At 72.3% G+C, this 21793-nt stretch carries 19 protein-coding genes, 1 pseudogene and 1 riboswitch; of the genes and pseudogenes, 12 read left to right on the plus strand and 8 right to left on the minus strand.

Annotated elements, in window-relative coordinates; all coding sequences use genetic code 11:
- Positions 1 to 81 precede the first annotated feature (81 nt).
- The 4 genes from cobF (at position 82) to HZF19_RS00945 (ending at position 4093) form a co-directional block, all read left to right on the plus strand.
- Positions 82 to 861, plus strand: coding sequence for a precorrin-6A synthase (deacetylating) (gene cobF, locus HZF19_RS00930; RefSeq protein WP_208026845.1), 780 nt, complete (start codon positions 82 to 84; stop codon positions 859 to 861).
- A gap of 63 nt (positions 862 to 924) precedes the next feature.
- The gene (locus HZF19_RS00935) at positions 925 to 1365 is read left to right on the plus strand and encodes a Fur family transcriptional regulator (protein WP_208026846.1); all 441 of its coding nucleotides are present in this window, start codon (positions 925 to 927) and stop codon (positions 1363 to 1365) included.
- A complete protein-coding gene (gene katG / locus HZF19_RS00940) occupies positions 1289 to 3604 on the plus strand; it encodes a catalase/peroxidase HPI (RefSeq protein ID WP_372443422.1) in 2316 nt (771 codons plus the stop codon). The genes HZF19_RS00935 and katG overlap by 77 nt, the downstream gene beginning before the upstream one ends.
- Positions 3605 to 3682: 78 nt before the next feature.
- Positions 3683 to 4093 carry a DUF2203 domain-containing protein gene (locus tag HZF19_RS00945; RefSeq protein ID WP_208026848.1) on the plus strand — a complete coding sequence of 137 codons (411 nt, stop codon included), beginning with the start codon at positions 3683 to 3685 and terminating at the stop codon, positions 4091 to 4093.
- 52 nt (positions 4094 to 4145) lie between these two features.
- Here HZF19_RS00945 and cbiB read toward each other — a convergent pair whose 3' ends face one another.
- From cbiB to HZF19_RS00975, 6 genes are all read right to left on the minus strand, one after another.
- The gene (gene cbiB, locus HZF19_RS00950; protein WP_208026849.1) at positions 4146 to 5069 is read right to left on the minus strand and encodes an adenosylcobinamide-phosphate synthase CbiB; all 924 of its coding nucleotides are present in this window, start codon (positions 5067 to 5069) and stop codon (positions 4146 to 4148) included.
- Positions 5066 to 5908 carry an aminotransferase class I/II-fold pyridoxal phosphate-dependent enzyme gene (locus HZF19_RS00955; RefSeq protein ID WP_208026850.1) on the minus strand — a complete coding sequence of 281 codons (843 nt, stop codon included), beginning with the start codon at positions 5906 to 5908 and terminating at the stop codon, positions 5066 to 5068. Before HZF19_RS00955 ends, cbiB begins: the two co-directional genes overlap by 4 nt.
- 88 nt (positions 5909 to 5996) lie before the next feature.
- Positions 5997 to 6377: a cobalamin biosynthesis protein gene (locus HZF19_RS00960; protein WP_208026851.1), complete on the minus strand. Its 381-nt coding sequence runs from the start codon at positions 6375 to 6377 to the stop codon at positions 5997 to 5999.
- 50 nt (positions 6378 to 6427) lie between these two features.
- Complete coding sequence (gene cbiE / locus HZF19_RS00965) at positions 6428 to 7639, minus strand: precorrin-6y C5,15-methyltransferase (decarboxylating) subunit CbiE (protein ID WP_208026852.1); 1212 nt, start codon at positions 7637 to 7639, stop codon at positions 6428 to 6430.
- Entirely contained in the window at positions 7636 to 8472 is an 837-nt protein-coding gene (gene cobM / locus HZF19_RS00970) for a precorrin-4 C(11)-methyltransferase (RefSeq protein WP_208026853.1), read from the minus strand. The genes cbiE and cobM overlap by 4 nt, the downstream gene beginning before the upstream one ends.
- Positions 8469 to 9347, minus strand: a complete 879-nt coding sequence (locus tag HZF19_RS00975) for an SAM-dependent methyltransferase (protein ID WP_208026970.1) — start codon at positions 9345 to 9347, stop codon at positions 8469 to 8471. Before HZF19_RS00975 ends, cobM begins: the two co-directional genes overlap by 4 nt.
- Before the next feature lie 205 nt (positions 9348 to 9552).
- On the opposite strand from HZF19_RS00975, the gene HZF19_RS00980 reads away from it, so the two are divergent.
- Both HZF19_RS00980 and HZF19_RS00985 read left to right on the plus strand, forming a co-directional pair.
- Positions 9553 to 11097 carry an RCC1 domain-containing protein gene (locus HZF19_RS00980; protein WP_208026854.1) on the plus strand — a complete coding sequence of 515 codons (1545 nt, stop codon included), beginning with the start codon at positions 9553 to 9555 and terminating at the stop codon, positions 11095 to 11097.
- A gap of 187 nt (positions 11098 to 11284) precedes the next feature.
- Positions 11285 to 13051, plus strand: a complete 1767-nt coding sequence (locus HZF19_RS00985) for an NHL repeat-containing protein (RefSeq protein ID WP_208026855.1) — start codon at positions 11285 to 11287, stop codon at positions 13049 to 13051.
- 15 nt (positions 13052 to 13066) lie between these two features.
- On the opposite strand, the gene HZF19_RS00990 is transcribed toward HZF19_RS00985, so the two are convergent.
- Positions 13067 to 14470, minus strand: a complete 1404-nt coding sequence (locus HZF19_RS00990; protein WP_208026856.1) for a cobyrinic acid a,c-diamide synthase CobB — start codon at positions 14468 to 14470, stop codon at positions 13067 to 13069.
- A 60-nt stretch (positions 14471 to 14530) separates the two neighbouring features.
- Here HZF19_RS00990 and HZF19_RS00995 point away from each other — a divergent pair, with 60 nt between their 5' ends.
- From HZF19_RS00995 to HZF19_RS01020, 6 genes and pseudogenes are all read left to right on the plus strand, one after another.
- On the plus strand, positions 14531 to 15670 hold the full coding sequence (locus tag HZF19_RS00995; RefSeq protein ID WP_235979058.1) for a ferredoxin-like domain-containing protein: 1140 nt from the start codon (positions 14531 to 14533) through the stop codon (positions 15668 to 15670).
- A complete protein-coding gene (locus tag HZF19_RS01000) occupies positions 15667 to 16317 on the plus strand; it encodes a precorrin-8X methylmutase (protein WP_208026858.1) in 651 nt (216 codons plus the stop codon). Before HZF19_RS00995 ends, HZF19_RS01000 begins: the two co-directional genes overlap by 4 nt.
- Positions 16314 to 17863: pseudogene (locus tag HZF19_RS17340) on the plus strand (precorrin-2 C(20)-methyltransferase); the annotation flags it as partial. The gene HZF19_RS01000 and the pseudogene HZF19_RS17340, both read left to right, overlap by 4 nt.
- Before the next feature lie 87 nt (positions 17864 to 17950).
- On the plus strand, positions 17951 to 18493 hold the full coding sequence (gene cobU, locus HZF19_RS17345) for a bifunctional adenosylcobinamide kinase/adenosylcobinamide-phosphate guanylyltransferase (RefSeq protein ID WP_372443424.1): 543 nt from the start codon (positions 17951 to 17953) through the stop codon (positions 18491 to 18493).
- On the plus strand, positions 18490 to 19275 hold the full coding sequence (gene cobS / locus HZF19_RS01015) for an adenosylcobinamide-GDP ribazoletransferase (protein ID WP_208026861.1): 786 nt from the start codon (positions 18490 to 18492) through the stop codon (positions 19273 to 19275). The genes cobU and cobS overlap by 4 nt, the downstream gene beginning before the upstream one ends.
- A complete protein-coding gene (locus tag HZF19_RS01020; RefSeq protein ID WP_208026862.1) occupies positions 19260 to 20789 on the plus strand; it encodes a nicotinate-nucleotide--dimethylbenzimidazole phosphoribosyltransferase in 1530 nt (509 codons plus the stop codon). The genes cobS and HZF19_RS01020 overlap by 16 nt, the downstream gene beginning before the upstream one ends.
- Positions 20790 to 20798: 9 nt before the next feature.
- On the opposite strand, the gene HZF19_RS01025 is transcribed toward HZF19_RS01020, so the two are convergent.
- The gene (locus HZF19_RS01025) at positions 20799 to 21542 is read right to left on the minus strand and encodes a cobalt-precorrin-6A reductase (RefSeq protein ID WP_208026863.1); all 744 of its coding nucleotides are present in this window, start codon (positions 21540 to 21542) and stop codon (positions 20799 to 20801) included.
- Positions 21543 to 21589: 47 nt separating this feature from the next.
- A riboswitch (cobalamin riboswitch) is annotated at positions 21590 to 21780 on the plus strand.
- The last annotated feature ends 13 nt before the right edge of the window (positions 21781 to 21793 follow it).

Raw genomic sequence — 21793 nt, forward strand, 5'->3', positions numbered from 1 at the left:
AATGTACCGAGCCGGCTCGGAGGGGCCGAAGCCGGCGAGCCGCTGCAGCTCCGCGACACCGCGATCGGTAGGTTCACCCCGGTGGAGCGACGGACATCTGGCGTGACGGCGTGCACGGCGGTGGTGGTGGGCATCGGTCCGGGTGATCCCGGGATGGTGACCGTGCAGGCACTCGAGGCGCTGGCGTCGGTGGATGTCGTGGTGGGATTCGACAAGGGCGAGCGGGCCGCCGAGCTGCTGGCGTTCCGCCGGGAGGTGCTCGACCGGGCGAGTGCTGGCACGCCGCCACGGTTGGTCACGTTGGACGATCCGCAGCGAGATGTCGACGGTGCCTACGCTCACGCGGTGCGGGACTGGCACCTGGCCCGCGCCGAGGTCCTCGAGCGATTCTTGGTCGAGGAGGTCCGGCCAGGCGCTCGGGTGGGTATGCCGGTCTGGGGTGACCCAGCGCTGTACGACAGCACGCTGCGGCTGCTCGACGAGCTGAACGCTCGGGGCCGCATCCGGGTCGATGTGGAGGTGGTCCCCGGTGTCAGCAGCCTGCAGCTCCTGGCCGCTCGCCACGGCATCGTGTTGCACCGGGTGGGGGGATCACTACTCGTGACGACCGGACGCCGACTGCGGGAGGGTCTACCCCCCGGCATCGAGGACGTGGCGGTGTTCCTGGACCGCTCGTGCAGCTTCACCGAGTTGGGGGATAAGGGCTGGCACATCTTCTGGGGGGCGTACCTGGGCATGCCGGGGGAGGTGCTGGTGTCCGGACCGCTCGGGGAGGTGGCCGAGGCGATCGTGCAGCGGCGTGAGGCCCTGCGGCGCGAGCGGGGCTGGATCTTCGATCTGTACCTGCTCCGCAGGCGCTGACGAGTGGCCCCCGCACGTAGATAAATCTGGACATAATCCAGATTTAGGTCTAGTCTTGATGTTGTGGCAGTCCACGGTCCCCGAGAATCCAACTTCGAGGAGACCCTGCGTGGGCACGGCCTGAGCGTGACCGCCCAGCGTCTCGCGGTGTTGCGGGTCGTCTCGTCCCAGCCGCACGCCACGGCCGCGGAGATCGAGGCCGCGGTGCGTGCCGAACTCGGCGCCGTGTCGAAGCAGGCCGTCTACGACGCCCTCACCACCCTGTGGGAGTACGGCCTGATCCGCCGCATCCGCCCAGCAGGGTCGCCTGCCCGCTACGAGGCACGGGTGGGGGACAACCACCACCACCTGGTCTGCCGGGACTGCGGTCGAACGGTCGACGTCGACTGCGTCACCGGCGCGGTCCCCTGCCTCACCCCCTCCGACGATGCCGGCTTCGCCATCGACGAAGCCGAGGTCGTCTTCTGGGGTCGATGTCCCACGTGCGCCGCCACCGCGTCCTGACCACCGACCAACCGGCCCATCCGTCCCACCATCCCGGAGGTGCGCCATGAGTGAGCACAGCGAGAGCGAGAACCCCGTCATCCCCGCACCCAAGCCGAAGGCTCATCGGCCTCGCACGAACAAGGACTGGTGGCCCGATCAGCTCGACCTCGACCTGCTGCGAGCCCACTCGCCGGTCAGCGACCCGCGTCGGGGCTCGTTCGACTACCGGGAGGCCTTCGCCGAGCTCGACGTCGAAGCGTTGAAGGCCGATCTCATCGCTCTCATGACCGACTCGCAGGACTGGTGGCCCGCCGACTACGGCCACTACGGGCCGCTGTTCATCCGCATGAGCTGGCACGCCGCGGGCACCTACCGCATCACCGACGGTCGCGGCGGAGGCGGCACCGGCGCGCAGCGGTTCGCTCCCCTCAACAGCTGGCCCGACAACGCGAACCTCGACAAGGCCCGCCGCTTGTTGTGGCCCATCAAGCAGAAGTACGGCGACAAGATCTCCTGGGCGGACCTGATCGTCTTCGCCGGCAACGTGGCCTTGGAATCCATGGGCTTCAAGACCTTCGGGTTCGGCTTCGGTCGCGAGGACATCTGGCAACCGGACGAGGTCTTCTGGGGATCGGAGGACACCTGGCTCGGCGATGAGCGCCACAGTGCCGACGACGAGCTGGCTGAGCCGTTCGGCGCGGTGCAGATGGGGCTGATCTACGTGAATCCCGAAGGCCCGAACGGCAACCCCGATCCACTGGCTGCGGCTCGCCACATCCGGGCCACGTTCGGCCGGATGGCCATGAACGACGAGGAGACCGTGGCCCTGATCGTGGGCGGGCACACTTTCGGCAAGTGCCACGGTGCCGCCCCCGCCGAATACGTGGGACCCGAGCCCGAGGGCTGCCCGGTGGAGCACCAGGGTCTCGGTTGGAAGAACCGCTTCGGCACCGGCAAAGGCCCCGACACCATCACCAGCGGCCTCGAGGGCGCGTGGACCAACGATCCCATCCGCTGGGACAACGGCTACCTCGACAACCTGTTCAACTACGAGTGGGAGCTGACCGAGAGCCCCGCCGGGGCCAAGCAGTGGAAGCCGAAGAACCCCGAGGCGCAGGGGACCGTTCCCGACGCGCACGACCCGAACGTGCGGCACGCGCCGATGATGCTCACCACCGACCTGGCATTGAAGGTCGACCCCATCTACGCGCCGATCGCCAAGCGGTTCCACGAGCACCCCGAAGAGCTGGCCGAGGCCTTCGCCAAGGCGTGGTACAAGCTGCTCCACCGGGATATGGGCCCGGTGTCCCGCTACCTGGGGCCCTGGGTGCCCGAGCCTCAGCTGTGGCAGGACCCGGTGCCACCCGTCGACCACGAACTGGTCGGAGACGCCGAGGTCGCCCAGCTCCGTCAGCTGATCCAGGAGTCGGGGCTGAGCGTCCAGCAGCTGGTCACCACGGCGTGGAAGGCCGCGTCCAGCTTCCGGGGCACCGACAAGCGCGGCGGGGCCAACGGCGCCCGCATCCGCCTGGCACCTCAGAAGGACTGGGACGCCAACGAGCCCGCCGAGCTGGCCCGGGTGCTCGAGGTGCTGGGGGCGATCCAGCAGCGGTTCAACGAGTCCCGCACCGACGGGGTGCGGATCTCGCTGGCCGACCTGATCGTGCTGGCGGGCGGCGTCGGGGTCGAGGAGGCCGCCCGGCGGGCGGGTCTCGAGATCACGGTGCCGTTCACACCGGGGCGGACCGATGCCACCCAGGAACAGACCGACGTCGAGTCGTTCTCGGTGCTCGAGCCAGCCGCCGACGGGTTCCGCAACTACCTGCGAGCGGGCGAGAAGCGCCGCCCGGAGGAGCTCATGCTGGACCGAGCCTTCATGCTCACGCTGACCCCGCCAGAGATGACGGTGCTGATCGGCGGGATGCGGGCGATCGGTGCCACTCACGGCGCCAGCTCCCTCGGGGTGCTCACCGACCGCCCAGGAGCGCTGAGTAACGACTTCTTCGTGAACCTGCTCGACATGGGCACGGAGTGGCGGGTGTCGCCCACCGAGGAGCACGTCTACGAGGGGCGCGATCGGGCCAGCGGTGCGCTCCGCTGGACGGCCACCGCGTGCGACCTCGTCTTCGGCTCGCACTCGGAGCTGCGGGCGCTGTCGGAGTACTACGCCCAGAGCGACTCCGGCGAGCGCTTCGTGCACGACTTCGTCGCCGCTTGGCAGAAGGTGATGGAGCTCGACCGCTTCGACGTGCGCTGACCGATCGGTCGGTGCTTGTCGGGCCCCGCCCCATCCTGCCCGGTGCGCCCTCCGGCTTCCACCGGGCAGGATGGGGTGGTGAACCGCCGCCTGTTCAGCTTGGCCGAGGCCGAAGCGATGCTCGCCGAGGGGCGAGAGGCACTCGCCGAGATCGTGGTCCTGCGTCGCCAGCTGGCAGAGGCGGTCGCCGCGCTCGAGGAGCGGGGCGAGCGGGGCGCGCTCCCCGAGGCGAAGAGCCTGGAGGCTCGGATCGGTGACCAGCTCGACTGGTTCGCCAGCCGGGGGGTGCAGGTGAAGGGCTGGGCGCCGTTGCTGTTCGACTGGCCGGCGGAGGTCGGCGGCCGCCTCGTGCTGCTGTGCTGGCTCGAGAACGAGGAGCGGATCGGGTGGTACCACGAACCGAACCTCGGGTTCCCGGGCCGCCGGCCACTGGCCGACTTGATCGGCCGGGCCACCGGTGACGGGCCGGAACCCACCGAGCAGCGCTGAGGAGGCGCGGTCATCGGGCCAGGGTGCAGATTCAGCCGGTGCTACCCGGACGTCAGCTCCGGGACCGCCGGAGGCGGCTGGCCACGGTGCTCGTGACCACGGCTGCCAGCGTGGTCGCCGCGCTCGCCTGACGCCGCAGGCGCACGGCGCGCTCGACGTCGGTCGGTCCCGGTGGATCGCCGGCGCCGAGGACGCCGCGTTGCTCCACCCGGTTGCCGTAGCGGTTGGTCCCACCCAGTCTGATGCCGAGGGCGGCGGCGAACGCGGCCTCGATCACCCCGCCGTTCGGTGACGGGTGTGCCGGGGCGTCGTGGCGCACCGCGGCGAAGACGTGGGCGACACGATGGGGCCGCACCGCGCAGACAGCGGCGACCGCGGCGCGCGCCGGCAGGTAGTTCGCCACGTCGTCCGCTCGCGCCGCCGCCCAGCCGAAGTGCCGGTACCGGTCGTCGAGGTGCCCGATCATGGCGTCGGAGGTGTTGACGGCCCGGTGACCGAGCGCGCCGACGGGTCCGGCGATCGCTCCCCACCACAGCGGGGCGATGACCGCATCGACCAGGTTCTCGGCCACCGATTCGACTGCGGCGCGGCACAGCTCACCGGCGTCGAGCCGGGAGGTGTCGCGCCCGACCAACGACCGGACCCGGTCGCGAGCCAGCTCCAGCTCTCCCTTGCGGACGTGGTCGGCCACGGCGAGCGCCTCGGCGTCGAGCATGCGCCCGCTCGAGGCCACGGCCACCGCGGCGACCGTGGCTCCGGTGCGACCCAACAGGCGGCCGAGGAGCCACCCGGCGGCGGCGGCGGCACCCACACCGGCGAGGAGGTGCAGGGCACCGGCCCACCGCCGGTCGCGGTAGGTGAGCCGCTCGAGCCGGGCCATGGCCGTGCCGTACCCGGCCACCGGATGGCACCAACCCGGTGGCTCGCCGGCGAGCTCGTCGACGAGCACCCCGGCAGCCGCGCCGAGCGCGCTCATGGCCCCACGCGGCCGAAGGCTGCGAGCACCGATTCGAACTGGTTCGGGTGAGGAACCGCCACCCGAGCCAGGCCTGCGAAGCCGAACGAGGTGGCGTCACGGACCACCACCCCCTCGGGCGCGAGGGCCTCCCGAAGCCCAGCCCGCTGGACCAGCACCCAGTTGGCCTCGGTGTCGATCACCCTGAACCCCAACGCCCGGAGCTGTTCGACGAAGCTGGCCCGCACGCTGGCCACCTCGCGGGCCCATCGAGGCAGATCGGTGAGCTCCAGCAGGCGAGGCAGCGCGGCGAGTGCCAGGGCGTTCACCGACCATCGCGGCTGGGACTGCCTGAGTTGGTTCGCCTTTTCGACCGTCGGGGCGATCGCGTGGCCGATCCGCAGACCCGGGCAGGCCCACAGCTTGGTCAGTGAGCCCAGCCGCCACGAGGTCCGGTCGCCCCGGCTCCACGCGCCGGTGGCGAGCGGGTAGAAGGCCTCGTCCCACACCGCCGCTCGCTCCTCGGGATCGGCGAGGCGGCCCAGCGGGTTCGATGGGTTCGAACGCCACCGGGGCGCCCCAGGACGAACCCGACGGAGGTGGCGCTCGTACAGCGAGAACTCGGGCCGCACCACCTCGCCGTCGGGCTCCAGCGCTGCCACCAGGGCGATCGCCTCAGCACCGCCGTTGGTGAGCACGACCCGGTCGACGTCCTCGCCGATGGCTCGGGCCAGCAGGCTGGTGGCCTCCCGGTCGTCGGGATAGCGGCGGACGAGGTCCGGGCACTCGTCGAGCAGCCGGCGCAGCACCCGGGAGACCTCGGGGGCGAACGGGTTGAGACTCACCGAGAGATCGATCATCTCTGCCGGATCCCGCCCCAGCGCGCGTGCGAGGCGGACCGCGTCCCCGCCGTGGGGACCGGGAGGGGGCACGCGAGTGACCATCCGCTCAGCGCTCCCGCTCGGAGCGGTGACGGGGTGCGGGTCGGCCCTGGGCGGGCCGGGCGACCGCCGCGGTGGCGTACCGGCTTCGGCCCGCGGGCTCGAGCAGGCGCCCACCCGGCCCGGCCGCGAGCAGCGCAGCGGTCCGGGCCACCTGCGCGGGAAGACCCCGCCGACGGGACACGGGTGGACTCGCCGCGAGCAGCTCGTCGTCGTCGATGCCCACCACCGGGCAGCCGAGCGCCACGCGAGGGTCGGTGGCGAATCGTGTCCGGGTGGCGATCGCCCCCGGCGGGAACGGGAGGCCGTGGCGGGACAGCAGGTCCCGGACGAGCTGCTCCACCTCCTCCGCGCTCGCCCGGGAGGCGAGCCCGATGCCGACGATCACCTCTGGTCCATCCGCACGGCCGTCACGACGCCCGCTTCCCGGAGGCGAGCTCATCGCCGCGCCCGGCCGACGAACACCGGGTTCGTCGGTTCCAGGCGGAGACCGGCGTTCCCGATCGGTACGGCGTGGTCGACGTGCAGCTGTACCAGCTCGTCGAGCACCGAGGTCGCGGCCAGCACGTGCTCGAGCACGGTGAAGGTGGCGGTCAGCACGCCGTCTTCCTCCAGGCGGTCCCAGGCAGCTCGCAGCACCGGCGGCCCACCGCCGCCGACGAAGATCCGGTCTGGTGCGGGCAGGCCGTCGAAGGCTTCGGGCGCGCTGGCCTGGATCACCTCGACCCGCGCGGCGACTCCGTGGGCGATGGCGTTCCGCCGGATCCGTTCGGCATCAGGCTCGGCACGCTCGATGGCGTACACCATGAGCTGCGGCTGGACCGTGGCGGCTTCGATCCCCACGGAGCCGCTCCCCGCCCCCACGTCCCACAGCACCCCTGCACCGCCCAGGTCCAGCTTCGCCAGCACCACGGCCCGGACCTCCGGCTTGGTGATCATCCCGTCGCGGTGTTCGAAGGCTCCCACGTCGGCTCCCCACGAGACACGGGGCCACCCCGGTCCGCAGCGCGGAGGGTCGGCATCAGCGAGCAGCAGCACCACCGACAACGGGTCGAAGCGGCCAGCGGCGAGCCCGTCGAGGTCGGTCCGCACCACCTGCTGGTCGGGCTCACCCAACCGGCTGGCCACCACCACCCGCCGAGGTCGACAGCCGGCAGCCACCAGCGCCGCGCCCAGGCGCTCGGGGGGGTGCTCGGGTGAGGTCAACACGGCGGCCTTCGGGCTACGCACGGCGCGCTCCACCGCCGCGGCCAGCGGGCGGCCGTGGGCGGAGATGACCTCGGCGTCGTCCCAGGACTCGCCCGCGGCCGCCCAGGCGAGCGACACCGACGACGGGGCGGGATGCACCGCCACCCGGGCACCGAACCGGCGGCGGGCTAGGCGAGCGAACCCGAAGAACCCGGGATCGCCGGAGGCCAGCACGCACACCCGGCGGTTCGCCGCCAGCGCTGCGGCGATGCGGTCGAGCACGCCGTCCAGCGGGCCGGCCAGCTCGACGCGCTCGCAGGCCGCATCGGCGAGCTGCTCGGCGTGGGTGAGGTGCCGTGGTGCGCCCACGAGCAGGTCGGCCTCCCGGAGGGCCTCCCGCGCCCGGGGTCCGAACACCTCCCCCCCGATCACGCCGACCATGTCGAGGTGCCCGCCGGTCATCGTGGCCCCTCCGCGACCGGGCCGGGCGACGGCGAGCGGTGGACCGGTGCGCCCCGAGCTGCGTCGACTCGGGACGCGCTCCGCCGGAACCGGGTGCCGTAGGTGGGATCGTACACGTGGCTGCGGCGCCCACCCGCCGCCGCGAGCGCCGGGCCGACGAGGATCATGGTGGTGTCGGTGAGACCGGCCCGCGCCACGGTCGCGGCCAGCTCGCCGATCGAGGTGGTGAGCAGCTGCTCGTCGGCTCGGCTCACCCGTGACGCGACCACGACCGGGGTCGACGCCTCGTAGCCCGAACCGTCCGCCAGGAGCTCCTCCACCAACTGCTCCACGTGCCGCACCGAGAGGAACAGCGCCATGGTGGCCCCCGCGGTAGCGAAGGCGCGCACCGTCTCGCGCTCGGGCACGGAGGCGGCGGTGCCCGCGGCCAGCCGGGTCAGGACCACCGACTGCGCCACCCCCGGCAGGGTGAGCTCGCAGCCCGCGGCCGCGGCGGCGGCGGTGAACGACGAGACACCCGGGACGACCTCGAACGCTCGGTCATGGGCGACGCACCAGGCGATCTGCTCGCCGATCGCCCCGTAGAGTGTCGGGTCGCCGGAGTGCAGCCGCACGATGGCCGCGTCCGGGTGTGCGGCGAAGACCTCGCAGATCTCCTCGAGGGTCATGGACCGCGAGTCGTGGACGACCGCGTCGTCCCGGCAGTGCTCGAGCGCTTCCGGCGCGACGAGCGAGCCTGCCCACACGACCACGTCGGCGTTGCGCAGCCGGTCCACGGCCCGCACGGTGAGGAGGTCGGGCGCGCCCGGGCCGGCGCCCACGAACGAGATCATCGCCCGGTCGCAGCGCCGGCGAGGGCGGGGACGATGACGGCGCTCAGATAGGCGATCGGGCCGTCGGGAGCGCTGCGAGCCGGCACCATGCGCTCACCGGGCAGTCCGGTCAGCTCGGCGAGGAGCGCGTCGTCCCTCCCGGTCTCCTCGGCCAGGGTGCGCACCACCTCACCGGTGGTGTCGGCCTTGTGCAGGACCACGGCATCCCCGGCGCGGGCGGCGTCGGCGGCACGCCGGGGATCCGCGGTGACGACCAGACTCCCACCGCCCCCGCCGAGGGCGATCGCCGCCTCGGCCGCCGCCGCCTGGTAGGCGGTGATGCCAGGCACCGCGACGATCGGGACCGCAGGTCGGGCGGGGCGGATGCGCTGCACGAGGTCGGGGAAGACGGTCCACTGCGCCGGATCGCCGAGCACGGCCACCGCGACGAGCTCGCCGACGTCGAGCGCCGCGGACACGGCGCCGACCAGCTCGGACATCGACCGCCCCCGGGCCTGAGGGTCGAGGTCGAAGGCGACGCGCTGGATGGCTGCCAGCGGGACCGTCGAGCGGACGACGGCTTCGGCCCGGCCGATGGAGCGGGCGTCGGTGCTGACCGTGACCACCCGGTCGGCCTCGGCGAGCACGGCGACCGCCCGGCGGGTGATCAGCGACGGGTCTCCGGGGCCGACCCCCACGCCGACCAGGCCCGGGCGGGGAAGGGCGAGCGACGCTGGATCGCTGTCGGCCGGCGTGCCCGGCGCCGGCTGGTCCCGGCTCAGGAGGAGGGTGATGGCGTGGCGGATGAGGTCCGCCTCGGAGCGACCGGCGGCAGACGCCCGCTGCGAGAGCGCCTGTTTCAGATCGTCGGGGAGGTAGATCGACGACTTGTGCACGCCCGGACCGTACCGCAGGTAGGGCAGAGGTAGGGCAGGTGATGTCGCCTACCAGGCGTGGCTTTCCTGGTGTCGCCCCATCGGGCGTCGGTCGGGTGGTGAGGCGCTTTGGGGATTGCCCCGCGGGTGGGGGGTAGGTAGTGTCCCGGCCGACCATGTGCTCGGCGCGGCCCGCATGGCGGACCCCGGACGAGGGAGGCGGGCCATGACCGCACCACGAGACTACCCCCACCCCTGGCGTTCTTCTGCCACCCGTCGGGTCGTCATGGTGATCACCACCTTGCTCCTGGCTGCCCTGGCGGTACTGGTGCCTGAATCCCCAGTGCAGGGGTCGGGGTCGGCGGTGGCGTCGGTGGGCGACGTGTCGGTCGTCGAGGGTGACAGCGGCCCCCGGGTGGTGAAGGTGCCCATCACCCTCTCCGAACCCGCTCCTGGTCCGCAACATGTGGTCGCCACCGTCGCGGCGGGCACGGCCACGGTGGGCGTTGATTTCAAGAAGGCCTATTCCAAGACCGTTGCGTTCAAAGCCGGCCAGACCACCAAGAACGTGTCGGTCGGGGTGCTGCCCGACACCATCGCCGAGGGCGACGAGACCGTCACCGTCACCCTGTCGTCCCCCAGCTCGGGGCTGACCATCGGCGTCGGCACCGCCACGGTCACCATCCGCGACGACGACACCCCGCCCCCACCGCCCCCCAGCCGCACCGTGTGGGCCTGGGGCCACAACACCTACGGGCAGCTCGGTGACGGGACGGCCACGAGCCGCAACGCTCCGGTGCAGATCGGCACCGGCACCGACTGGGCGTCGGTCGCCGCCGGCGGCTACCACACGGTCGGGGTCCGCACCGACGGCACCCTGTGGGCCTGGGGCTACAACGCCGGCGGGCAGCTCGGTGACGGCACCACCACGAACCGTAACGCCCCGGTGCAGATCGGCACCGGCACCAACTGGGCCACCGTCGCCGCTGGCGGCTACCACACGGTCGCCGTCAAGACTGACGGCACGTTGTGGGCCTGGGGCTACAACGCCTACGGGCAGCTCGGTGACGGGACGACCACGAGCCGCAACGCCCCGGTGCAGATCGGCACCGGCACCGACTGGGCGTCGGTCGCCGCCGGCGGCAACCACACGGTCGCCGTCAAGACCGACGGCACGTTGTGGGCCTGGGGTTGGAACGCCGTCGGACAGCTCGGTGACGGCACCACCACGAACCGCAACGCCCCGGTGCAGATCGGCATCGCCACCAACTGGGCCACCGTCGCCGCCGGCGCGGCCCACACGGTCGGGGTCGGCACGGACGGCACCTTGTGGGCCTGGGGCTACAACGCCTACGGGCAGCTCGGTGACGGCACCACGACGGACCGCAACGCTCCGGTGCAGATCGGCACCGGCAGCGACTGGGCGTCGGTCGACGCCGGCGAGTCCCACACGGTCGCCGTCAAGACGGGCGGCACCCTGTGGGCCTGGGGCTACAACGGCTACGGGCAGCTCGGTGACGGCACCACGACGAACCGCAACGCTCCGGTGCAGATCGGCACCGGCAGCGACTGGGCGTCGGTCGCCGCCGGCGGCTACCACACGGTCGCCGTCAAGACGGGCGGCACGTTGTGGGCTTGGGGCTACAACGGCTACGGGCAGCTCGGTGACGGCACCACCATGAGTAGCAGTGCTCCGGTGCAGATCGGCACCGGCACCGACTGGGCCACCGTCACCGCCGGCGCGTACCACACGGTTGCCGTCAGGACGTGATCGTCAGCTCGATCGGCAGGCATGCATCGGGCTCCGGGAGGCTGCCGGGACCCGGGCCGACCAGTCGGCTACCCTCTCGGCGCACCGATCCGTCGTCCTCGGCCCAGCTCGTTCCGTGCCCAGCTCGTCGTCATCGTCCGCCCTCGCTCGCCCAGGTTGGTCCGACCGCCGATCACGCTGGCTCAGCGTGATCGTGGCCGGTTTGGTGGCGCTCGCGATCGCGACCGGTCCGCTGGCGCTCGCGGCTCCGGGCGACCTCGATCCAGCCTTTGGAACGGCTGGCGTGCAGCTGCTGACGGAACCGGGCTTCCGGCTCGGGGGGATGGTCCGGCAGCCGGATGGGCACCTCGTGGTCGCCGGTACCGTGTACAACAGCCCGAACGTGACTGGTGTGGTCCTGCGCTTCACGAGCGAAGGCTCGCCGGACACCACCTTCGCCAGCGGCGGCCGCTTCGAGCTGCCGGACACGATCATCGAAGCGCTGGTCGCTCGGCCCGATGGATCGTTGCTGGCGGGTGGGGTCGCCTTCGACATCGACGGTTCGATGCCGGGATTGGTGATCGGCCTCACGTCGAGCGGGGACATCGATACGTCGTTCGGGGTCGGCGGGGTGGCCCAGATCGTGAAACCCGGCTTCAGCCTGACCGTGCGGGGACTGGCATTGACCTCGGACGGGGCCATCGTCGCCACCGGCTCCAGCAACCAGGACTACGGCTCGCAAGACGATGTGCTCCTCGCCCGGTTCAGTTCCACTGGTGTGCTCGATACGTCGTTCGGAGGCGGCGACGGGCTGGTGTTCACCAACGTCGATGACACCGACATCGGCATGGCGGTGGCCATCCAGAGCGATGGCCGGATCGTGGTCGTCGGCGCCTCCGCACTGGACCTCACGAGCAACGACTGGATCGTGCTCCGCTACCTGACGGACGGGGCGATCGACAGCTCGTTCGGGACCGCCGGCGTGGTGAAGGTGAACCAGGGCGGGTGTTGCTCGGGAGACCTCGACTCCGGGGACGTCGCTACCGCCGTGGTGATCCAGCCGGACGGCGGGATCGTGGTGACGGGATTCGGTCAGCCGGTGAGGGGCTACCTGATCCGGCTTCTTCCCAGCGGCCAGTTCGACCCGACGTTCGGGGTCGGTGGACGGGTGGTCGTCGATCTCGGTGGTGGGCGGTTCGAGGACATCGCGCTCGACGGCACAGGGATCCTCGCCGCGGGGAGGGTGGTGCTGCCACCGGTGGGCCCTGGCTGTCCACGGGTGCAGTTCGTCCTCGCACGGTTCGAGGGCGATGGTGCCTTGGACCCCACCTTCGGCACCGCTGGGGTGGTGACCACCCCGGAAACGGGCTTCGGGAGCCAGGTACTCCTCGAGCCTTCGGGGCGGATCGTGGTGGGGGGTTCGGGGATCGACCCCCAGTGGTGCACGAGGTCTGATGTGGTGCTGGCGGCCTACGAAGGCGAGCAGGTCGAGCCGCCGACCACGACGACGACGACCACCTCCACGACGACGGTGGCGCCGACCACGACGACGACGACCACCTCGACCACGACGACGGTGGCGCCGACCACGACGACCACCTCGACCACCTCGACCACCTCGACCACGACGACGGTTCCGCCCACGACGACGACGTCGACGACGTCCACCACCACGACGACGGTGGCGCCGACCACGACGACCACCTCGACCACGACGACGTCGACGACGTCCACCACCACGACGACGGTGGCGCCGACCACGACGACCACCTCGACCACGACGACGGCACCGGCGACGGGCGGCATGATGACGACGATCGGCGGTGCGACGGCGACGTCAGGGTCCCCCTCGAGCCTGCCCCGCACCGGTTCAGACCCGTCGTGGGCGGTGTTGACGGCGCTGGTGGCGATCGGTGGTGGCTCGGTCCTCGTGGTGCTGGCCCGGCGTAGCCTCGGCTCCCGCGCTCGCCGCTGATGGCGGGCGACCCGGTCAGGATGGCGACTCGCCGGCGGTCGGTGTGACCAGCTTGCCGGTCCGGCAGGTCTCGACGAAGCGGGTGGCGAGATGCTCGTGACCCGCGAGGTGCAGGTGCAGGTACGACGCCAGCATCCGGGGGTTCCCGAAGCCGCCGGTGGTCACCCCCTCCCGTCCTCGCATCCGTAGCGCCTCACCGGCGGGGCGCACGGCCGAGTAATGGAACTCGTGCCCGCGCAGTTCGGTCCCCGGCGGGCCGAACGGTGTCGGCATGCAGGTCGTCGCGGTGCGGTAGCCCAGGGTGGGTCGAGGGGTCATGGTCGCTTCGGCTTCCACCACAGCGGCCATCGGGTGCCCGTCGATGGCCCGGGTGAGCCACAGCAGGCCACCGCACTCGGCCCAGACCACGAGCCCGCGGCGGGTGCCGTCTCGCAGCGCGGCGTGCAGCTCGACGTTGCCGGCGAGCTCCGCGGCGTAGATCTCGGGGAAGCCGCCGCCTGCGTACAACCCGTCGATGGACGGCGGGAGTGAACGGTCGGCGAGCGGGTCGAAGGGGAGCAGCTCGGCCCCTGCCCGCTGCAGGACCTCCAGGTTGTCGGGGTAGCAGAAGCTGAAGGCCCGCCCGGTGGCCACGGCGATGCGCACCCGGGATGGCCGACTCGGCCCAGCTGAGCGCTCCTCACCACCGGAGTCCGGCACGGGGAACCGTGAGGCATGCGCAGCCAGCTCCCGCACGCCCCCCAGGTCGACCTGCTCGGTGATGGCGGCGGCCAGCGCCTCGAGGTTGCGCACCAGCTCGTGTCGCCGCTCGATGACCGGCACCAGGCCCAGGTGCCGGTCAGGCCAGTGAAGACGGTCGTCCCGCCGGAGGGCACCGAGCACGGGCACACCGGTGGGCGCCAGCGCGTCGCGCAGCATCCGCTCGTGGCTCTCGGTGGCCACCCGGTTGAGGATCACCCCCCCGACCCGGACCCGAGGGTCGAACGTGGCGAACCCGTGGACGGTCGCGGCCACCGACCGGCCGGTCCCTGCCGCATCCACCACCAAGAGCACCGGTGCGCCGAGCAGGGCGGCCACGTCTGCCGTCGACGACGGTGTGGCGTCCGCTGCACCGTCGAAGAGTCCCATCACCCCTTCGATCACCAGCAGGCCGCAGCCGGTGGCCGCCCGGGCGGCCACTTCGAGCACCGCGTCCTCCCCGCACATCCACGGGTCGAGGTTGCGTGAGGGGCGACCGGTGGCGAGCTCGTGGTAGCCAGGGTCGATGTAGTCCGGCCCGACCTTTGCCGCTGCCGTATGCACGCCCGCCCGAGTGAATGCGGCGAGCAGGCCGGTGGCGACCGTGGTCTTGCCCGCGCCGGAGCGGGTCCCCGCGATCACCACCCTCGGGGGGAGGACGCCCAGGCGATCGGAAGTCATCGCCTCACCGTAGGTCACGTAGGGTGCCATGCCCTACATAGGTGCTAGGGTCCCGCAGCCATGCGCAGCTCCACCCCGGTCCCCCCGGCAGTGCGCGGGTGGTGTCCCTCACTGGCCGAACCCCTCGCGAGCCGAGATGGCTGGTTGGTGCGCCTTCCGGTCGGCTGCCGACCGGTGAGCTCCGACCAGTGGCGGGTGGTCGCCACCCTGGCGGAGACCCGGGGCAACGGCCTGGTGGAGATCACCCGCCGGGGGAACCTGCAGGTGCGCGGCTTGGCGGTCAGGCACCTGGACCGAACGGCAGAGCTGTTGGCCGGGGCCGGGCTGGCCAACCGGAACCCGGCCGCCGACGGGCAGCGAGCCGTGGTCTGCGATCCGCTCCTTGACATCGGCGCGTCTCCCGACCGGGCCAGTGCCCGGCGCGAGGTGGTCCGCCGGCTGGAGCAGCTCGTGGTGGATCTCGGCGACGGTCTCCCAGCCAAGTGGTGGGCGGTGGTCGACGGCGGCGGGCCGTGGCCGGTTCCCACCTCATCGGCGGATGTGGCGGTGGTCGACCATGGGTCCTCCTGGCAGGTTCGGGTGGCAGGCGCCGTCGTGGCCAGCGCCGGCGACCCACTCGCCATCCTGCATGCGGTCGCAGCGGTGATCCGTCGCTGCGCCGACGCCGGTTGCCGGGCTCGGGACCTGCCCGGCGTGGCTGACGGGTGGGGCCCCATGCGGTCCGAACCCGTCGAGCGGGAGGCCTGGTGGGGGATCCGGAAGGTGGGTGATCGCGCCGTTGCGCCGGGCGCGCCGCCGCTCGGCGTCGCCACCGCCGATGCACTCCACCTGTTGGCCCGTGTCGCCGAAGGGCCGGTCTCGGTGCGACCCGAGCCGGGTCGAGGAGTGCTGCTCGTGGCCTCCGGCGAGGAAGCCGCCGACGCCGGGGCCGCCGAGCTCGCCGGTACCCTCGAACAGCTCGCCGCGGTGGGCTGGGTGGTCTCCCCGCGCGACCCCCGACGTTGGGTGTCGGCGTGCATCGGTTCGCAGGGCTGCCCCAGCGCGCTGGTGGATACCCACGCCCTGGCGCGTGCCCGTCTGGCCGACACCCGGGGCCGGCGGCTCCACATCTCGGGCTGCCCGAAGCGCTGCGGTGCCCCGCCCGGGGTGCGTGAGCTAGTGGCCACGCCCGATGGCCTTCACGTGGAGGAGGTTGGGTGAGCACCAGGCTCGAGTACGAGCGTGATGGCGCAGCGATCACCCGAGGGTCGTTCGCGCTGATCCGAGAGGAGCTCGGTGAGCGGCTGGCGTGCTTCGGTGTGCTCGAACCCGTGGTGGTGCGCATGGTGCACGCGGCTGGGGACACCGGGATCGTGGAGCTCCTCCAAGCCAGCGATGGCTTCGTCGCCGAGGCCACGGGTGCCCTCCGGCGGGGGGCCACGGTGTGGTGCGACAGCGAGATGGTGGCCCGGGGCATCACCCGGGCCCGGCTCCCGGCCGGCGTGGACGTTCGCTGCGCGTTGGGCGACCCGGAGGTCCCGGAACTGGCCCGGCGTCTCGGCACCACCCGGGCCGCCGCGGCGGTCGAGCTCTGGCTCGACACCCTCGACGGCGGGCTCGCGGTGGTGGGCAACGCGCCGACCGCGCTGTTCCGGCTCCTCGAGCTCATGCTCGACGGCGTCGCCCGCCCAGCGGCGGTGATCGGGGTGCCGGTCGGCTTCATCGGCGCGGCGGAGTCCAAGGAGGCGCTGGCCACCCTGCCCCATGAGGTGCCGTACCTCACCCTCCACGGCCGGCGGGGAGGCAGTGCCATGGCCTGCGCGGCGGTGAACGCCCTGGCCGACGAGCGGGAGGTCGTGCCCCGATGAACGTCACCCCCGCGGGACAGGGTGGCGGCGCAGTCGGCGACCCGGGCCGCCTCTACGGCCTGGGGGTCGGCCCGGGCGATCCCGAGCTCTTGACCCTCCGGGGGTTGCGGGTGCTGCAGAGCTGTCCGGTCGTGGCGTACGTGGCAGCCCGCGGTCGGAGAGGCCACGCCCGGTGCACCGTCGAGCAGTTCCTACGCCCGGGACAGACCCTGGAGCGGCTCGAGTACCCCGTGACCGTCGAGCCCGTGGGGGTCGAGGTCTACCGCTCACTGCTGGATCGGTTCCACGACGACGCGGCCGAGCGCCTCGCCGCCCACCTCGACGCCGGTCGCGACGTGGCGGTGCTCAGCGAGGGCGACCCGCTGTTCTACGGCAGCTACATGCACCTGCACATCCGGCTCGCGGACCGCTTTCGAGCCGAGGTGATCCCTGGCATCACCTCGGTCTCCGCAGCGTGTGGGCTGGCCGGTATGCCCCTGGTGTCCGGCGACGAGCGGTTCACGGTGGTGACCGCCACCATGCTGGCCGAGGACCTCAAGCAGGCACTGGCCGGTACCGAAGCCGTGGTGATCCTCAAGATCGGTCGCCACCTCCAGCGGGTGGTCGCCGCGCTCGAAGCCACCGGGCGGATCGACGACGCGATCTACGTCGAGCGCGCCAGTCACCCAGACCAGCTCGTGATGCCCGTGCGCGAGATCGGCTCCCGCACCCCTCCGTACTTCTCACTGGTGCTCGTGCCCGGCCCTCGGCTGGCCGGGCTGGGACGGTGAGCGCCCGGCCTGGGGCCCGGCGGCCCGGCCGGGTGAGCGTCGTCGGTATCGGGCCGGGTTCGGCGGACTGGTGCACGCCGGCGGTGCGCCGTCGAGTGCTCGAGGCCACCGACATCGTCGGCTACGAGCCGTACCTCGCTTTGCTCGCCGACATGTTCGGCAGGGCACTCACCGCCCGTCGCCACGGATCCGGGAACCGGGTAGAGGTCGAGCGGGCTCGGCTCGCGCTCGACCTGGCGGCCAGGGGCGGGGACGTCGTGGTGGCGTCCTCGGGGGATCCGGGGGTGTTCGGCATGGCCGCCGCGGTGTGCGAGCAGCTCGACGCCCACCCGGACGGCTGGCCGGGGGTGGAGGTGACCATCGAACCGGGTATCAGCGCCGCCCAGGCCCTCGCCGCCCGAGTGGGGGCCCCGCTCGGTCATGATTTCGCGGTCCTGTCGCTGTCGGACGTGTTGAAGCCGTGGGCGGTGATCGAGTCCCGCCTCGAGGCCGCCGCCGCGGCAGGGTTCGTGCTGGCGCTCTACAACCCCAAGAGCCGGCACCGACCCTGGCAGTTCACCCGGGCCCTCGAGGTCCTGCGACACCACCGGCCACCAGCGACGCCGGTCGTGCTCGGCCGGCGGATCGGCCGCAGCGGGGAACAGGTCGTGGTCACGACACTGGGCGACGTCGATCCGGAGCCGGTCGACATGTCGACCGTGGTGATCGTCGGCTCCGCCACGACTCGCCGGGTCGACCGTCGGGAGCGAGCCTTCGTCTACACCTCCCGTCGGTACGAGGATCCCACCGCCGAGCCCGAACCAAGGCCTTCCCCCGCCGGCGACACGGTCGCGGGTGAGGCCGTGTCCGCTGAAGCACCGGCCGTGGCAGGACGGTGGTTGCTGACCGGGGGGGCTCGAGCAGGCAAGAGCGCGTACGCCGAGCGGCTGGCGGCGTGCAGCGAGCGGCCCATCACCGTGGTGGTGACCGCGCAGCCCATCGACGAGGAGATGGCGGCACGGATCGCCGCTCATCGAGCGGCCCGACCGGCCGGCTGGGCCACGATCGAAGAACCACTCGATCCCGCGTCGGCGATCGTGTCGGTTCCCGATGACGGTTGCGTCCTGCTCGACTGCCTGACGGTGTGGGTCGGGAACCTGTTCCACCACGGGGTGACGGAGGCGCAGCTGGAGGCGAAGGCCCGCCACCTCGCAGAGGTCTTGGCCCGGCGGAGCGGGCCGAGCATCGTGGTCACCAACGAGGTCGGCCTCGGGCTCGTTCCTGAGACCGACCTCGGTCGGCGCTACCGGGATGTCCTGGGTCGGGTCAACGCGACGCTGGCGGCCGGGGCCGATCGGGTGGTGTTGGTGTGCGCGGGCCGGGGGATCGAACTGCAGTCCCTCGATGTGATCCGTCGACTGCCGTGACCGATGCGTCGCCCCGAGCAGGAGCGTGCAGCGACCTGCGGGCCGCGATCGGGCTGCTGACTCGCCTTCCCGTCCGGTCCGGTGCCGTGGCGACCGGCGGCGTGCTGGGCTGGTTCCCACTCGTGGGTGCGCTGGTCGGTGGGGTTGGCGCCGCGGTCTGGCTCGTCGTGGGGGTGGTGGCCAGCCCAGCGGTGGCCGCAGTGGCGGCGCTGGCTGCGACGGCGCTCACGACCGGTGCTTTCCACCTCGACGGGCTCGCCGACAGCTGCGATGCCCTCATCGGCGGTCGCGACGTCGAGCAGCGCCGGACCCTGCTCGACGACCCGCGGCATGGCACTTACGGGGTGGTCGCGGTGGTGCTCCAGCTGCTCGGGCAGTGGGCGCTGCTGGCGGGCCTGGCCCCGCCGGCCGGGGCTGGCGCGCTGGTGTTGGCCCACAGCGCGGCCCGCGCCGGGCTCGTCTGGGCCACGCCGGGTGCACGGCCGCTCGACCGCGGACTGGGAGCAGCCGTACTCCGGGGCCGGCGGGGTTCCGACCTTGTCGCGGCCGCAGCGTGGGGAGTGGTGATCGCGGTAGCGCTGGCCGGCCCGGTCGGGCTGGTGGCGCTGGCTGCAGCGGTGTCAGGGGCGTTCGGCATCCTTCGTTGGGGTCAGCGCCGGCTGGGTGGGGTGAACGGTGACGTTCTCGGTGCGGCGGAGCAGGTCGGGGAGACCGCCGCCTTGCTGGCGGTGGTGGTGATGGTCAACGCCGGATGGGAGGTCCTGTGGTGGATGGCGTCCTGAGTGGTCGAGCTGGGCAGCAATGGGTCGAGGCGCTCGCCGAGCGCGTCGATGCGGTGCTCTTCGACGTGGGTGGGACGTTGGTCGAGCAGGCGCCGGCGGCGACCCCGCTGGCGGAGCTGGTCCCAGTGCTGCGGCCGGGTGTGGTCGAGGCCCTCCAGGTGCTGGATGGGTCGGTCCGGCTCGGGGTGGTCACCAACACCGCGGTGATGGACGCCGAGCAGGTCCGGGCGCACCTGCGCTCGGTAGGCATCGGGGAGCTGTTCGAGACCGTGGTGGCCACCGCGCCGCTGGGGGTGCACAAGCCGGACCCGGCACCGTTGCGAGTCGCTCTGGATCAACTCGGGGTCTCACCCGGTCGGGCGCTGTACATCGGTGACACGGTGGACGACGAGCGGGCCGCCGACGCGGCCGGCGCCACGTTCGCCTTCGTCGGAGTCGACCTGGCCTGGACCGTCGAGCGCGCCGCTCGCAGCGCACTCGCCTCGCGGGCGGGCTGGGTCGCCCCACCACTGCGAGGGCCCGATCCGGGTTGTGCTGCTGCTTGCCAGGACCGCTTCGATCGACTGGCCAAGCCCCCGGGCTCGCTCGGTGTCCTGGAGGAGACCCTCTGCCGGTCGGCGGGCCTCCTCCGCCAACCGTTGCCGCCGGTGGACCCGGCCGTGTGCGCGGTGTTCGTCGCCGATCACGGGGTGGCCGAGCCCGATGTGGTGACCCCGTGGCCCTGGACCATCAGCCGACAGGTGGCCGGGCTGCTGGCGAGTGGCCGGGGACTTGGGTCGACGCTGGCCCGATCGGCGGGCGTCTCGGTCGAGGTCATCGACGTCGGCTTGGCCACCGGGTCGACCCCACCCGGGGTGGTCGATCAGCGGGTGCGCTCGGGCACGAGAGACATCCGTTCGGGTATGACGTTGGAGCCGGAGGAGGTGGAGGCTGCCCTCACCGTGGGAATCCGGACCGCGGAACGGCTGGTGGCGGGTGGGGCCCGCACCTTGTGCGTCGGCGAGGTGGGGATCGGCAACACCACGGTTGCGGCGGCGATGTTGGCCTGGTCGAGCGGTGAGGACCCCATGGCGCTCACCGGTCGGGGGGCCGGGATCCCCGACGATGCGCTGGAGCGGAAACGCCGGGTGGTGGCCGACGCTGTGGCGGCCGTGCCGGTCGACGCCGGGCCGCTGGAGGCATTGAGCCGGCTCGGCGGTCTGGAAGTGGCGGCGATCGCCGGCTTCGTGATGGGTGCAGCGTCGATCGGGGTACCCGTGGTGCTCGACGGGGTTGTCACCGTCGCCGCTGCGGTCGTGGCCGAGCGTCTGGTGCCTGGTGTGCGCGACGCGATGGTGGCATCCCACCGCTCACCCGAACCGGCTGCTGCCGTGGGATTGGAGCTGCTGGGGTTGCGCCCCCTGTTCGAGCTAGGTGTCCGCACCGGCGAAGGTGGGGGGGCGATCTTGGCGGTACCGCTGTTGCGCGCTGCACGGGAGGCGCTGGTCGGGACTGCGACGCTGGACGAGCTGTGACCCGTGGCCTCACCCTCGGCTCAGGATGGCCTGCACCCATCGCCGGGCGGCTTCGACCGTCTGCACGTGCGGCACGGACGGCTGGGCCGGGCGCTCGATCATGATCACCGGAAGCCCGAGCTCCCGGGCCGCGTCCAGCTTCGCCCGGGTGGCGGTGCCCCCCGCGTTCTTGGCCACCAGGGCATCCACACCGTGCCGCAGAATCAGGTCCCGCTCCGCGGGCAGCTCGAAAGGCCCTCGATCGAGGATGAGGGTGGTGCGGGGCGGGAGCTGATCGGGAGGATGGATCGAGCGGACCACGAACCGGGCCCGGCGAGCACGGGTGAAGTGGTGGAGCTCCCGCCTGCCGACGGTCAGCAACACCACCCGGGCATCGAGCTCGTCGACCGTGACCGCGGCGTGCGGCAGGGTGGCGACGGTCACCCACCGGTCGCCGGGCTGCGGGGTCCACGGTGGGCGCAGGATGCGGACCAGTGGCACCCCGATCGAGCCGGCTGCGGCGGCCGCGTGGTGGGGCATGCGGGCGGCGAAGGGGTGGGTGGCGTCGATGAGCAGGTCGATGGCTTCTTCGCCGAGGTAGCGGCGGAGGCCGTCGACGCCGCCGAACCCTCCGGTTCGCACCCGGCCCGGTCGGCTGAGCGGATCGGTGGTCATGCCGGCGAAGGAGCTGATCACCTCGAGCCCGTCATCCACGAGGAGATGGGCGAGCCGGGTGGCCTCGGTGGTCCCCGCCAGCACGAGCACCCGGGTCATCGAGCTCGATCGTAGGAGACCTCGACGTGCTGGCGGTCCGTCGACGGATGGCAGTGCGCCACGCACGCGCCTAGAGTCCTCGCTGGCCGCAGGGAACACCGGTGTGAATCCGGGGCTGTCCAGCAACTGTGACCGGGGAGCGACCTCTCACCGACAGGCCACGACCGTTCGGGGTTGGAAGGCCGAGAGGGAGCGGTGATCCGGGAGCCAGGACACCTGCGTCCGTGAACCGAACGAGACGCTAGGAGACG

This window comes from Rhabdothermincola sediminis (genome assembly GCF_014805525.1).
Taxonomy (GTDB): Bacteria; Actinomycetota; Acidimicrobiia; order Acidimicrobiales; family Acidimicrobilacustridaceae; genus Rhabdothermincola; species Rhabdothermincola sediminis.